The organism is Hydrogenophaga sp. Root209 (assembly GCF_001428625.1).
In the GTDB taxonomy this organism is placed as follows: Bacteria; Pseudomonadota; Gammaproteobacteria; order Burkholderiales; family Burkholderiaceae_C; genus Hydrogenophaga.
In genome coordinates, this window is record NZ_LMIE01000001.1 from 195,519 (window position 1) to 209,230 (window position 13,712).

Sequence of the window (13,712 nt, forward strand, 5' to 3'; positions counted from 1 at the left end):
AGCCTGCTCTAGCCCCACCGCGCTCACTTCATCGCTTCGCTCGGCGCGCGGCTGTGTTCGTTGTTGGTGTCCACCAGCAGGCGCAGCAGCTTCATGAACTGGGCGCGCTGGCGCTCGGAGAGCGGCCCCAGGATCAAGTCTTGCGCGCCCAGCATGGCCGGCACCGCCTCGCCCAACAGTTGCACGCCGGCGTCGGTGAGCGCAAGCTGGCGGGCCCGGCGGTCTTCGGGCGCGGTCTTGCGCTCCAGCCAGCCACGTGCTTCCAGCCGGTCGACCACACCACCGGTGGTGGAGGCGTCCAGCGCGATCGTGCGCGCCAGCGTGCGCTGGTCGATTCCAGGGTGGTTGGCCACGGTCTGCAGGGCGGCGTATTGCACCGGGGTGATGCCGATCTCGCCCAGCTCCTGCAGGAAGATGCCCACCGATATCTGGTGCAGCCGGCGGATGTAGTGGCCGGGCTGGTGGTCGATGTCGACGGCGGGTGGGCTGCGTTTCATGGAGAAGAGGCGTCGAGAGCGGGGGGGGTTGCGGGAATCCTAGCACCGGTCATACAATAAGTACACTGATCATCAGCATACGATGCATATCGAGGAGACACCGATGAGCGCACCCCCTTCAGACCTGCCCGTCATCGTGGCCGGCGGCGGCATCGGCGGCCTGGCCGCCGCCCTGGCCCTGGTGCGCCAGGGCTTTCGCGTCCAGGTGCTGGAGCAGGCGGCCGAGCTGGGCGAGATCGGCGCGGGCATGCAGCTGGGGCCCAACGCCTTTCACGCGTTTGATGCGCTGGGCGTGGGCGAGGCCGCGCGCAAGCGCGCTGTGTACACCGACTTCATGGTCATGCACGACGCCATTGACGAATACCAGGTCGGCAAGATCCCCACCGGCGAAGCCTTCCGCCAGCGTTTCGGCAACCCCTACGCGGTGATCCACCGGGCCGATGCGCACACCTCGTTGCTGGAGGGCGTGCAGGCCAGCGGGCAGATTCAGTTCCACACCTCCACCCGCGTGGCGCGCGTCGAGCAGGACGCCGATGGCGTGACAGTGCACGACCAGCACGGCAACGCCCACCGCGGTCTGGCGCTCATCGGCGCCGACGGCGTGAAGTCGGTGGTGCGCCAGCAGTTCGTGGGCGACGAGGCGCGCGTGACCGGCCACGTGGTCTACCGCGCGGTGGTCGACAAGGCCGACTTCCCCGAAGACCTGCGCTGGAACGCGGCCAGCATCTGGGTCGGGCCCAATTGCCACCTGGTGCACTACCCGCTGCGTGGCGGCGAGCAGTACAACGTGGTGGTGACGTTCCACAGCCGCGAGCCCGAAGAATGGGGCGTGACCGAAGGCAGCCAGGCCGAAGTGCAGAGCTACTTTCAAGGCTTGTGCCCCAGGGCGCGCCAGCTGATCGAGCTGCCCAAGAGCTGGAAGCGCTGGGCCACGGCCGACCGCGAGCCCATCGGGCAGTGGAGCTTTGGCCGCGTCACGCTGCTGGGCGACGCGGCCCACCCCACCACGCAGTACATGGCGCAGGGCGCGTGCATGGCGATCGAAGACGCGGTGACGCTGGGCGAGGCCTTGCGCGTGCACAGCAACGACATCGAGAAGGCCTTCGACCTCTACCAGCGCTCGCGCGTGGCGCGCACCGCGCGCATCGTGCTGAGCTCGCGCGAGATGGGCCGCATCTACCACGCCAAAGGTGTCGAGCGCCTGGTACGCAACGACCTTTGGAAGGGCCGCACGCCCGAACGTTTTTACGACGCGATGGAGTGGCTCTACGGCTGGAACGTCGAAAACTGCCTCGCCCCGCACTGAACACAGGAGACACCATGAACGACCTCGGACGACTCGAAGACCTGCCCGCCGACTACGTGGCCGAGCTGCGCGCGCTCAACCTGGTGCCGCTGTGGCCCAGCCTGCGCGGCGTGTTGCCGCCCAACACGCCCACGCGCCAGACGCAGGCCACGCACTGGCCCTACAAAACCATCAAGCCGCTGTTGCTGAAAGCCGGTGAACTCACCCCCATCGAGAAGGCCGAGCGCCGTGTGCTGGTGTTGGCCAACCCGGGCCACACGCTGGAGAAGATGCAGGCCAGCGCGGCCATGTACCTCGGCATGCAACTGCTCATGCCCGGCGAGTGGGCACCGAGCCACCGCCACACGCCCAATGCCGTGCGCATGGTGGTGGAAGGCGAAGGCGCCTGGACCACGGTCGACGGTGAACGCTGCCCCATGTCGCGCGGCGACCTGATCCTCACGCCCACCGGCCTGTGGCACGAACACGGCCACGACGGCAGCGAGCCGGTGATCTGGCTCGACGTGCTCGATCTGCCGCTGGCTTACTACCTGGAGGTGAGCTACCACCTCAACGGCGCCCGCCAGGACACCAAGCCCGGCCAGGGCGACCGCGCCTATGCGCGCGCCGGCGTGGTGCCCACGCCCGTGTTCGGCCGCAGCGGCAAGCGCTACCCCATGCTGCGTTACCCCTGGGCCGATGCGAAGGCCGCGCTCGAATCGCTCGCGGCCGACCGGCCCGACGTGGACGCGGTGCAGGTGACCTATGTGAACCCGGAAACCGGCGAAGACGTGGAGAACATCCTCGGTTTCCACGCCATGATGCTGCGCCCGGGCCAGACGCTGCAACTGCCCGCGCGCTCACCGGCCGCCGTCTACCACGTGATCGAGGGCGCGGCTCGCGTGGCCACCGAGGCGCAGGGTTTCGACCTCGTGGCCGCCGACACCTGCTGCATCCCCGGCTACACCGCCACCACACTCACCAACGCCTCGGCCAGCGCAGCGGCCTTCCTCTTCATCGCCGACGAATCGCCGCTGCACCGCAAGCTCGGCGTGTACGAAGTGCGTCCCGACAACCAGCCCCACATGCCCTGAGACGGCCTTGAGCCCCGCCATGACCACCTACCTCTTCCCCCCACCCCCCGTCGCGTCCGTGCCCGTGCGCGGCAAGACCGAACTCTTCCCCGTCAACCGCCTGTTCTTCGTCGGCCGCAACTACCACGCGCACGCGGTGGAAATGGGCAAGCCGGTGGACAAGTCGGTCGAGCGGCCGTTCTACTTCACCAAGGCGCCGCAGACGCTGGCGCTTTCAGGTGCGACCACGCCCTACCCGAGCGAGACGGCCAACTACCACTTCGAGATGGAGCTCGTGCTGGCGATCGGCAAACCCGGCTTCCGCGTGAAGGCCGAAGACGCCCACGAAATCATTTACGGCTATGCGGCCGGCCTGGACATGACGCGGCGCGACCTGCAGCTGGTGGCGCGCGACAAGGGCCGCCCCTGGGACCTGGGCAAGGACGTTGAGGATTCGTCGGTGTGCAGCGAGATCGTGCCCATGCCGGGTGTGGTGATCGAGCACGGCGCGATCGAGCTGTCGGTCAACGGTGCGGTGAAGCAGAAGTCCGACGTGAACAAGCTGATCTGGAACATCCGCGAAATCATTGCCGACCTCTCGCTCTTCTACCACCTGCAACCTGGCGACCTGATCTACACCGGCACGCCCGAAGGCGTGGGCGCGGTGCTGCCGGGCGACCGCATCACGGGCTCGGTGGAAGGCGTGGGAGAAGTCTTGCTGACGGTCGGACCGAAGACCTGACAAGGCCCGACGTTCAGGCGGGCTCCAGCCCGCGGCGGCGCATCATGTCGGCGCTCATCGATTGCATGGCATCGGCAGACAACTGGGCCTGTGCGACCGGGTACACCAGTCCTTCCTCCTCACGCAGGTGGTGGTCGTACAGCCGGGCGAAGCCGATGAGCGCGGCCTCTTCCTGCGGGCTGAAGTGGGCCCACCCCGGGGGTGGCGCCTGCGCCACAGACGCCAGCGCTGCACGCACCGTCACCCAGGCCGCCTCCATGTCGCGGTGGTCCTGCTGCAGGCCTTGCACCACCTGGCGCAGCGCCGCGTCATCGCCGGCCAGCAGAGGCGGGAACACATGGCGCTCCTCGTCTTCGTGGTGCAGCGGGGCGGCCAGATCGAAATAGCGCATCACGTCCAGCGCGGCGCTGGCCACGCTCTCGTCCCAACCGCGCAGCAGCACGTGTCGCTGCAGCTTGGTCAACAGGCTCAGCATGCGCTCGACGCGCTCGTGGCAGGCGCCCAGCATGTCGAAGGGCGCCTCAAAACCGGCGGCGGGCGCGCGGTGTCCGGGCAGGGTGATGGACGTGAGGGGGATCGACGTGGCCATTTCAACCCAGGGCCACGGCCTGCCCTTGGGGGTCGAACGGGATGAAGGCCTGCAGCTGGCCCTGGCGGATCGCCTCCACCATGTCCTGCAGCGGCTGTTCGGCCTCGGCGCTCTCGGGCTGTCGGCCCGGCGTGCCCGCCAACGCAGCAGCAAACACCATGCCCCAGGGCTGACCAAAGGCCTCGGCCTCTTGCACCAGTTGATCAAACGAGTGGAGTTCGTCCAGCCCCTTGTCCACGCACATCTGCGGCACCAGCGCGCCGCCCTCGCCGCGTTCGAATTCGAGCCGCTGGGCCTCGGTGGCGTCGTCTGGCAGCTCCACGCCGGCAAATACGAACAGCAGGCGCTGGGGCAGGGGTTGCAGGCGCGCGGCGCTCAGCAGGTCGTCGAAGGTTTGAATGTTCATGGGTTCTCCAGATTCAGTTGGCGTTCACTGGCGCGGGGCCCAGCGTGCTGCAGTAGTCGGCCACGGTCGGGCGCGCGCGCGCGGGCCGGCGCGCCGCCACCGTGCCCACGCTCATAAAACACAGGGCATGTTCGCCCGCGCTCAGGCCGAAGCGCTGGCGCAAGGCGGTGGCGCCCAGCGCCTTGCCGCTGGTGAGCGCCGAGCCAAAGCCCATGGCGGTGGCCATGAGCAGCATGTTCTGCACCGCGCACCCGGCCGAGAGGATGCGCTCGGACAGGTCCACCGCCGGGTCGCCGCGCTGCCCGTCGACCACCACCAGCAGCAGGAAGGGCGCGCGGTGCGCCTTCTCGCGCGCCTGGTCCAGCTGCTCGGGCGTGGCGCTGGCATCGCGCTCGCACAGGGCCTGCGCGAACACCTCGGCCAGCGAGCCGCGTTCGCTCCGCGGCACGATCACGAAACGCCAGGGCAGCAACTGACCGTGGTCGGGCGCGGCGGCGGCGGCCCCCAGCAAGGTCTGCAGCTGGTCGGCATCCGGTCCCGGCGCCAGCAGGCGTTTGGGCAACACGGTCTGGCGCGCGTGGATCAGGTCGGCCGCCGTGCGGGCGCATTCACGCTCGACCCCATCGACATCGAACGTCGCCTGCGTTGGCCTGTTGCGCAGCACCGTGGTCATCCGCACACCCCGAGATGGCCGCATTGCGTGCAGTAGTCGCAGCCGTCCTTGCGGATCACCGCGTGCGCGCCGCACTCGCCGCACTTCTTGCCCGGCATGAGGCCCGGCGTGGCCGCCACCACCACCGGCGGCGGGGGCAGGCCCGCGGGCGTGACGCCGGCGCGCTGCGCGATCAGGGTCTGCACCGCGTAGGCGATGGCCGCGACCACCGAGTCGTGCCACATCGGCACGTGCGTGCCATCGGCTTTCTGGTGCGTGCCCATGCGCACCGGTCCGCGGTCCCAGGCCACCTTGCGCATGTCGCGCAGGGCGCGTTCGAGGAAGCCGCCGCGCGCGGCCAGCGAGAGCAACCGCATGCTGGACGACACCCACTGCTGCGACTCGCCGCTCTGCCCCACCGGCATGAAGAACTCGATCGCGCGCTCGACCGTGCCCGAACCGTCGGCACTCGGCACCGGCAGGAAGGACACCAGCAGGTACAGGGTCTGGTGGCCTTCCTGCGTCCAGTACTCGATCTTGTCGGCCACCGCCGACAGCGCGCCCGGTGGCCTGCTCTCGATCACGCTTCGCATCGGGTCCACGGTGGCCACGCTCGCTGTTGTCTCGGGCGTGGGGCCGGTGTCGAGCACCGAGCCCAGGATGGCGTTGGGCCGGTAGGTCGCCAGCCCCTTGAGCTGTGCACGCCAGGCCTGGCGGTAGAGGTCCTTGAAATCGTCGTACGGGTAGTCGGCCGGCACGTTCACCGTCTTGGATATCGCCGTGTCCACGAAGGGCTGCACCGCCTCCATCATGGCCAGGTGGTCGGCCGCCGGCATGGACAGTGCGCTCACGAAGAATTCGGGCAGCTGCGCCATGTCGCCACCGAGCTCGCGGTAAAGCCGCCAGGCGTGGTCTTCAACCGCGTAGTCGGTGGTCGTGCCGTCGGCCTCGCGCTTCTTGCGCCGGTACATCCAGGAAAACGGCGGCTCGATGCCGTTGGACGCGTTGTCGGCAAAGGCCAGGCTGACCGTGCCGGTGGGCGCGATGGAGAGCAGGTGGCTGTTGCGGATGCCGTGCGTGCGGATCGCCGTGCGCAGCGCCTCGGGCAGGCGGCTGGCGAAAGTGCCCTCGGCCAGGTAGCCATCGGCGTCGAATCTGGGGAACGCGCCCTTCTCCTGCGCCAGCGCCACCGAGGCCGTGTAGGCCGCGTCGCGCATGCGCTCGGCGATCTGCGCCGCCAGGGCGCGGCCTTCGGCGCGGTCGTAGCGCACGCACAGCATGGCCAGCGCATTGCCCATGCCGGTGAAACCCACGCCAATGCGCCGCTTGGCCGCCGACTCTTCGCGCTGCTGCGGCAGTGGCCAGAAGGTCAGGTCCAGCACGTTGTCGAGCGCGCGCACCTGCAGCGCCACCGCCTGCTCGAAGGCTTCGAAGTCGAAGCTGGGCAAGCCGCCGAAGCCGAAGGGGTGGCGCACGAAACGCGGCAGGATCACCGGCCCGAGGTCGCAGCAGCCGTAGGGCGGAAGTGGCTGCTCGCCGCAAGGGTTCGTCGCCTCGATGGTCTCGCAGTAGCGCAGGTTGTTGTCGCGCTGGATGTGGTCGAGAAACAGGATGCCGGGTTCGGCGAAGTCGTAGGTCGAGCGCATCACCGTGTCCCACAGCTCGCGCGCGGACATGCTGCGGTAGACCCACAGGCCGTCGGTGCGCTGGTGGGCGCCCTGTGCCAGCAGCGCCGCGCCAGGGCGCGCGCGGTGCACCAGCTCCCAGGGCTGGTCGTCGGCCAGCGCGCGCATGAAGGCGTCGCTCACGCCCACCGACACGTTGAAGTTGTTCCAGCGGCCGGGTGTGCGCTTGGCGGTGATGAACTCGATCACGTCGGGGTGGTCGATGCGCAGCACGCCCATCTGCGCGCCGCGCCGCGCGCCCGCGCTCTCCACCGTGGCGCAGGACTGGTCGAACACGTTCATGTAGCTGCACGGACCCGAGGCCAGCGAGGCCATGGCCTTGACCTCGGCGCCGCGCGGGCGGATGCGCGAGAAGTCGTAGCCCACGCCGCCGCCACGGCGCATGGTTTCGGCGGCTTCGCGCAGTGCTTCGTAGATGCCGGGGTAACCGCCGTCGTCCACGCCCTGGATGCAGTCGCCCACCGGCTGCACGAAGCAGTTGATCAGCGTGGCCTGGATCGCCGTGCCAGCCGCGCTCATGATGCGGCCAGCCCCGATGGCGCCGGCCTGCAGGTTGTCGAAGAAGCGCTGTTCCCACAGCGCGCGGTCGGCCTCGGGCTCCACCGAAGCCAGGGCGCGCGCCACGCGGCGGTAGATGTCCTGCTCGCTGGTCTCGCCGTCCTTGAGGTACTTCTCCTTCAACACGTCCAGCGTGATGGGTTGCTGGCCGATGGTGGTGCTGGCCGATTTCAGAGCGTCGCGTTTCATGTTCAGACTTTCTTTTCAATCAGTTGCCACACCGCACCGAGCGGCGTGCCTTGTTCCAGAGACACCGAGGAGCCGGCTTTGCCGGGCCTCAGGTGTCGCCCCCCTTCAGGGGGGTGGCGCCGAAGGCGACGCGGGGGGTCCTCCCAGCAGCCACAGCATGAGGTCTTTGACCGGGCGGATCTGCTGGCCGAACGGCAGCACACCCGCACCCCGGAAAAACAGGCCCTTCTGCGCGTCGCCGTCGAGCGCGTGACCGAGTTGCTGGTCGATGCAGAACTGCCCCATCTCGCCCTTGCCGTCTCGCAATCCGCAATGGGCCAGGCAGTCAAACGCCATGTTGCACTTTTTCTTCACATGCGCAACCGCCTTCAGTCGCGGCTCCAGGCGCAGGTATTTCTCCAGCCAGGGCGTGCGCACGGCGCGCGCGGGCAGGCCGGCCACGCTGATGAACTCCACCAGGTCCTCGGGTCGGGCCTCGGCCAGCACGCGCTTGAAGGCGGGGTCGGCGTCGCATTCTTGCGTGACGGCGAACGCCGTGCCGAGCTGCGCCGCGCTGGCGCCCAGGGCCTGCAGGCGCAGGATGTCGTCGCGGCAGCCGATCCCGCCGGCCGCGATGAGCGGGATCTCGCGCTCGATGCCGGCGGTCTTGAAGAACTCGAGCACCTGCGGGATCACGACCTCGAAATCGAACCGGGTGTCCTGCAGATCGGCCACCTTCGCCGCGCCGAGGTGGCCACCGGCCAGCCGGGGGTTCTCGATCACGATGGCGTCGGGCAGGCGGCCTTTTTTCTCCCACTTGCGCACCAGCAGCTGCACGCCGCGCGCGTCCGACAGGATGGGGATGAGCGCGGTGTCGGGGTGGTCGCGCGCCAGTTCGGGCAGGTCCAGCGGCAGGCCCGCGCCCACCACCACCGCGTCGGCGCCGCTTTCCAGCGCCAGCCGCACGTACTGTTCGTATGCGCTGAGCGCCTTCATCACGTTGACCGCGACCAGGCCGCGGCCCTGCGCGATGGCCTTGGCGCCACGGATCTCGCGGTCCAGCGCGACCAGGTTGGCGGTGTCGATGCGCGAACGTGCGTCGGGCTCCTTGTCCAGGTGGGCGGTGGCGGCCATCAGGTCGGGGTGGCGGCGGCGCAGATCGACCGCGGAGATCGTGCCCAGGCCACCGAGGCCGGCCACGGTGCCCGCCAGCGAGGCCGCCGACACCCCCACGCCCATGCCGCCCTGCACCACGGGCAGCAACTCGCGCCCGCGCAGGCGCCAGGTGCGCAGGCCGCCATCGCGGGCCAAGGTCTGGAGTTCGGCCGCCAGTGCCACGGCGTCTTCAGTAACTGATGACTTGTCCATCGTGTTCCACATAAGGTTGGTACGGCCCGGTGCCGCTGTTGGAGGCTAACGAAGCCGCGATGAAGTCACCTTGTTGTGCATCAAACACATGCACTTCTCCTTCTTCGATCACGTAGTGCCAGCCATGCAACGTGAGCCGGCCGGCCTCGACCTCGCGCCGCACCATGGGGTAACCCATGAGGCGTTCGAGTTGCAGCACCACCGCGCGCTGTTCGGTGCGGCGCATGGATTCGGCGCAGGGTTGCACCGGCAGCAGGGCCTCGTCCACCAGCTTGAGCCACGCGGTGAGCGCCACCGCCTCGGCGGGCGCGCCTTCGTAGGCGGTGCGGATCGCGCCGCAGTGGCTGTGGCCGCAGACCACGATGCGCTCCACGTGCAGGCTGAGCACGGCGAACTCGATCGCGGCCATCGTTCCATGCAGGCCGTGCGATTGATCGTAGGGAGGTATCAATGCTCCAACATTGCGCACGATGAAGAGCTCACCCGGACCGGCGCCGGTGAGCAGGTAGGGCACGAGGCGCGAGTCGGAGCAGCCGATGAACAGCGTCTTGGGGTGCTGGCCCTCGGCCACCAGGTCCTGAAAGCGCTGCTGGTGGCGCGGGAAGTAGTCGGAGCGGAAATGCCGCAGGCGCAACAGCAACTCGTCCGCTGATGCGCCTGCGGCCGGTTCGTTCATTGCACCAGCGGGGTGTCTGCCCCCTCCAATTCGACGCCCTCAAGTTGTGCCTGTCCCACCAGCAGCTGCATGTACTGGCGAAGCGCCGTGGCCTGCGACTGCAGGGCCAGCCGCGCGCCGATCTGCGCCTGCAGCTCGGTGAACTCGGGCAGGCGCCCAGCCTGGCGCTCCAGCACCTCGACGATGTGCAGACCGAAACGGCTGTGCACCAGGCGCGGGTGCAGGCCCACGGCCTGGATGGCGTCGTTCTGCAGGAACAGCGCCTTGGCCAGTTCGGGCGCGCAGTCCTGCGGCGTGATCCAGCCGAGGTCCCCGCCCTGGGCGCTCGATGGGCAGTTGGAGAGCTCGGCCGCAAGCTGCGCAAAACGATCAGCGGACACGCCCTGGCGCGAGAGCTCCAGCAGCGCGGCTTCGGCGCGCTGGGCCAGTGCGTTCACCGGCACGCCCGGCGTGACCGCGAACAGGATGTGCCGCACGTGCAGCGCCTGGCCAACCACGAAGCGCGGCTTGTGGGCCTCGTAGTGGCGCCGGCATTCCTCGGCGCCCGGCTCGGGCGAGTGCACCTCGGCTTCGAGCAGGGCCTCGATCGCGCGGCGCGTGGCGTCGTCGGGCTCGGGCGCGGTCAGGCCGGTGAAACGCGGCAGCAGGCCGGCGTGCACCGCCTGCTGGCGCAGCAGCTCGGTGCAGGCGCGCTCGCGCAGGGTCTGAGCGTCCAGCACCTCGCCAGCTTCGTGCAGGTGGATGCCATTGACACTGGCGATGTTGACCGGGAGCGCAGCGGCCGCAGGGCCTTTGCACGCGCAGGCGCTGCTGCCGCAACCGGTGGAGGGCGATGTGGAAAGGTCTTGGCTCATGGGGGCTCCCATCGGTGGGGTGGATCAGCGGGGCTGGGTCGGGTGGGTCGGATTGGTCGGGTTGGCCGGCACGCCCAGGCGGCGGCTGCGCACCACCTGGTAAGGCCGCACGAGGTAGGCCACGCTGGCAAAGCCACTCCACACATGCACCAGCCGGGAGAACGGGAACAGCAGGAAGATCGTCATGCCCAGCACCAGGTGCACCTTGTAGGGCCAGTCCATGTTGACCAGGGCCGAGGCATCGGGGCGGAAGGTGACGATGCGCTGCGCCCACTCGGCCAGCACCAGCATGGCGCTGCCGTCGGCGTGCGAATACGAGTACGGCAGCGTGATCAGGCCCAGCGTGAGCTGCACCCACAGGATGACCAGGATGGCGATGTCGGTGCGGTGGCTGGTGAGGCGGATGCGCGGGTCGAAGATGCGCCGGTGCAGCAGCATGGACAGGCCCACGAAACAGATCACGCCGGCGGTGCCGCCCGCGTAGATGGCAAGGCGTTGCTTGACCGCGGCGTCCAGGAAGCCTTCGTAGAAGAAATGCGGCGTGAGCAGGCCCACGGCGTGGCCGAAGAACAGGAACAGGATGCCGATGTGGAACAGGTTGCTGCCCCAGCGCAGCTGGCCCTTGCGCAGCAGCTGCGAGGAATCGCTTTTCCAGGTGTACTGGTCACGGTCGAAGCGGGCCAGGCTGCCCATGAGGAAGACCGCCAGGCAGATGTAGGGATAGACGCCGAAGAGGAAGTGGTGCAGTGAGGTCATGCCTGTGCTCCTGGTGGGGGGGATGGGTGGCGGCCGGTGGCCGCCTTCACGATGCGGATGGGTTGCGGCTGGCCGGGCCGGGCCTGGCCTTCGGTGGAGCAGCCACCAAAGACTTCGGGTTCGGCCCAGCTCTCGTCGATGCCGGGGTCGGCGGCCACCGGCACCGGCTCGGCTTTCTCACCGGCGATCTCGAGCACCGCGGCCAGCACGCTGGCGTACGGGCTCTCGCGCTTCTGCAGCGCGCTGAAGATCACCCGCACGATGTGCGCGCTCTCGCCGAGGAATTCGCGCGCCACCGCAGCGGGCTGGGTGGAAGCGAATTCGAGCAGCACGCTGAGGTGGTCGGGCAGCTCGGCCGGGCCGAAGAAAAGGCCGGCCTTTTCGTAGGTCTGGATCAGGTCGATCATGGCCGGGCCACGGTCGCGCGAGTCGCCCAGCACGTGCTCGAACAGGTGCAGCGCGGTGCTGCGCCCGCGGTCGAACAGCTCGACATAGTCGGCCTCGACGTCGAGTGCCGGCTGCTGGCTCAGGTGCACCAGCAACGCGTCAAGCTCAACCAGCCGCGTGGGCGGCAAGGCGGCCTCGGCGCGCAGCGCGTCGCGCAGTTCACCGGCGTGCTCGCGCAGCTCGGGGGTGGGGTAACGCAGCAGGTGGGCGAGCACGCGCAGCGTGTGCACGGCGGGCTTTTGGGGGGAAGAGAAAAATGCCATGTCAGTGCTCCATCGCGCCGAAGAGCAACCCGCGACGAATGAGAAGGTCCAGCCGGGAGATACCGTCGAGCCGGCTTTGCCGGACGACAGGTATCGCCCCCTTGAGGGGGTAGCGCGAAGCGCTGCAGGGGTGTTTCATTTCTAGACCCCCGCCTTGATCGGAATCGTTCGTTTTTTCTCGCTGCCGAACAGGCTCGTTTCCGTCTGCCCTTCCGAGCAACCGTTGCCGAAACTGAAGCCGCAGCCGCCCTTGATGTTGAAGGTGTTCTCGGCGTATTCACGGTGGGTGGTGGGAATCACGAAACGGTCCTCGTAGTTGGCGATCGCCATGGTCTGGTACATGTCCTCGACCTCGCGCACGCTCAGTTGCACCTGATCGAGCACGTCCTGGTTGATCACGCCGTCCACGTGCTTGGCGCGCTGGTAGCTGCGCATGGCCAGCATGCGTTCGAGCGCGCGCACCACGGGGATCGTGTCGCCGGCGGTCAGCAGGTTGGCGAGGTACTTCACCGGGATGCGCAGCTGGCTCACGTCCGGGATCTCGCCGTTGTCGCCCAGGTGCCCGGCGTTGGCCGCGGCGGTGATGGGCGAGAGCGGCGGCACGTACCAGACCATGGGCAGCGTGCGGTACTCGGGGTGCAGCGGCAGCGCCACTTTCCAGTCCACCGCCATCTTGTAGACCGGGCTGTGGCGCGCGGCCTCCAGCCAGTTGTCGGGGATGCCGTCGGCGCGCGCCTGCGCGATCACCGCCGGGTCGTGTGGGTCCAGGAAAAGGTCGATCTGCGCCTTGTAGAGGTCCATCTCGTTGGGCACGCTGGCGGCTTCCTGGATGCGGTCGGCGTCGTACAGCAGCACGCCCAGGTAACGGATGCGGCCCACGCAGGTCTCGCTGCACACGGTGGGCTGGCCGGCCTCGATGCGCGGGTAGCAGAAGATGCACTTCTCGGCCTTGCCGCTCTTCCAGTTGTAGTAGATCTTCTTGTAGGGGCAGCCGCTCACGCACATGCGCCAGCCGCGGCACTTGTCCTGGTCGATCAGCACGATGCCGTCTTCCTCGCGCTTGTAGATCGAGCCCGAGGGGCACGAGGCCACGCAGGCCGGGTTGAGGCAGTGCTCGCACAGGCGCGGCAGGTACATCATGAAGGTGTTCTCGAACTCCCCCACCATGGCCTTCTGCGCGGCCTCGAAGCCGTTGAAGTTGGCATCCTTGCTGCGTTTTGAAAACTCGCCGCCCAGGATCTCTTCCCAGTTCGGGCCCCACTCGATCTTCTCCATGCGCTTGCCGGTGATCAGGCTGCGCGGGCGCGCCGTGGGCGTGTGCTTCATCTCGGGCGCCGACTGCAGGTGGTCGTAGTCGAAGGTGAAGGGTTCGTAGTAGTCGTCGATCTCCGGCAGGTGTGGATTGGCGAAGATCTTCATCAGCAGCTGCCACTTGCCCCCTTGCTTGGGAACGATGGAGCCGTCGGCGCGGCGCGTCCAGCCGCCCTGCCACTTTTCCTGGTTCTCCCACTCCTTGGGGTAGCCGATGCCGGGCTTGGTCTCGACGTTGTTGAACCAGGCGTATTCCACCCCGGGGCGGTTGGTCCAGACGTTCTTGCAGGTGACCGAACAGGTGTGGCAACCGATGCACTTGTCCAGGTTGAGCACCATGCCGATTTGCGCGCGTATTTTCATGATTCAGGCTCCTTCGGTT

The 13,712-nt window shown here is 68.3% G+C and carries 14 protein-coding genes; 3 read left to right on the plus strand and 11 right to left on the minus strand.

Features of this window, described 5'->3' with window-relative positions; translation table 11 throughout:
• Positions 1 to 23: 23 nt before the first annotated feature.
• Positions 24 to 497: a MarR family winged helix-turn-helix transcriptional regulator gene (locus ASE11_RS00985; protein WP_056264517.1), complete on the minus strand. Its 474-nt coding sequence runs from the start codon at positions 495 to 497 to the stop codon at positions 24 to 26.
• Positions 498 to 600: 103 nt separating this feature from the next.
• Between ASE11_RS00985 and ASE11_RS00990 the strand changes: the two genes are divergently transcribed.
• The 3 genes from ASE11_RS00990 to ASE11_RS01000 are packed head-to-tail and all read left to right on the plus strand — an operon-like array spanning position 601 to position 3,597.
• Positions 601 to 1,803 (plus strand): 3-hydroxybenzoate 6-monooxygenase, encoded by a 1,203-nt coding sequence (locus ASE11_RS00990; RefSeq protein ID WP_056264520.1) that lies wholly within the window; start codon positions 601 to 603, stop codon positions 1,801 to 1,803.
• A 14-nt stretch (positions 1,804 to 1,817) separates the two neighbouring features.
• Positions 1,818 to 2,876, plus strand: a complete 1,059-nt coding sequence (locus ASE11_RS00995; protein ID WP_056264524.1) for a cupin domain-containing protein — start codon at positions 1,818 to 1,820, stop codon at positions 2,874 to 2,876.
• Between the two features lie 19 nt (positions 2,877 to 2,895).
• A complete protein-coding gene (locus tag ASE11_RS01000; protein ID WP_056264526.1) occupies positions 2,896 to 3,597 on the plus strand; it encodes a fumarylacetoacetate hydrolase family protein in 702 nt (233 codons plus the stop codon).
• A gap of 13 nt (positions 3,598 to 3,610) precedes the next feature.
• On the opposite strand, the gene ASE11_RS01005 is transcribed toward ASE11_RS01000, so the two are convergent.
• From ASE11_RS01005 to narH, 10 genes are all read right to left on the minus strand, one after another.
• Complete coding sequence (locus ASE11_RS01005) at positions 3,611 to 4,186, minus strand: hemerythrin domain-containing protein (RefSeq protein ID WP_056264530.1); 576 nt, start codon at positions 4,184 to 4,186, stop codon at positions 3,611 to 3,613.
• Position 4,187: 1 nt separating this feature from the next.
• Complete coding sequence (locus ASE11_RS01010) at positions 4,188 to 4,592, minus strand: hypothetical protein (protein ID WP_056264533.1); 405 nt, start codon at positions 4,590 to 4,592, stop codon at positions 4,188 to 4,190.
• Between the two features lie 13 nt (positions 4,593 to 4,605).
• A complete protein-coding gene (locus ASE11_RS01015) occupies positions 4,606 to 5,265 on the minus strand; it encodes a nitroreductase (protein WP_056264535.1) in 660 nt (219 codons plus the stop codon).
• A complete protein-coding gene (locus ASE11_RS01020) occupies positions 5,262 to 7,676 on the minus strand; it encodes an adenosylcobalamin-dependent ribonucleoside-diphosphate reductase (RefSeq protein WP_056264538.1) in 2,415 nt (804 codons plus the stop codon). Before ASE11_RS01020 ends, ASE11_RS01015 begins: the two co-directional genes overlap by 4 nt.
• Before the next feature lie 105 nt (positions 7,677 to 7,781).
• A complete protein-coding gene (locus ASE11_RS01025) occupies positions 7,782 to 9,023 on the minus strand; it encodes an NAD(P)H-dependent flavin oxidoreductase (protein WP_056264541.1) in 1,242 nt (413 codons plus the stop codon).
• The gene (locus ASE11_RS01030; protein WP_056264544.1) at positions 9,001 to 9,699 is read right to left on the minus strand and encodes a carbonic anhydrase; all 699 of its coding nucleotides are present in this window, start codon (positions 9,697 to 9,699) and stop codon (positions 9,001 to 9,003) included. Before ASE11_RS01030 ends, ASE11_RS01025 begins: the two co-directional genes overlap by 23 nt.
• Positions 9,696 to 10,553, minus strand: a complete 858-nt coding sequence (locus tag ASE11_RS01035; RefSeq protein ID WP_056264546.1) for a peptidylprolyl isomerase — start codon at positions 10,551 to 10,553, stop codon at positions 9,696 to 9,698. The genes ASE11_RS01030 and ASE11_RS01035 overlap by 4 nt, the downstream gene beginning before the upstream one ends.
• 24 nt (positions 10,554 to 10,577) lie before the next feature.
• Positions 10,578 to 11,309 (minus strand): respiratory nitrate reductase subunit gamma, encoded by a 732-nt coding sequence (narI, locus tag ASE11_RS01040; protein WP_056264549.1) that lies wholly within the window; start codon positions 11,307 to 11,309, stop codon positions 10,578 to 10,580.
• A complete protein-coding gene (gene narJ / locus ASE11_RS01045) occupies positions 11,306 to 12,019 on the minus strand; it encodes a nitrate reductase molybdenum cofactor assembly chaperone (RefSeq protein ID WP_056264552.1) in 714 nt (237 codons plus the stop codon). The genes narI and narJ overlap by 4 nt, the downstream gene beginning before the upstream one ends.
• A 141-nt stretch (positions 12,020 to 12,160) precedes the next feature.
• Complete coding sequence (gene narH / locus ASE11_RS01050) at positions 12,161 to 13,693, minus strand: nitrate reductase subunit beta (RefSeq protein WP_056264555.1); 1,533 nt, start codon at positions 13,691 to 13,693, stop codon at positions 12,161 to 12,163.
• Positions 13,694 to 13,712 lie beyond the last annotated feature (19 nt).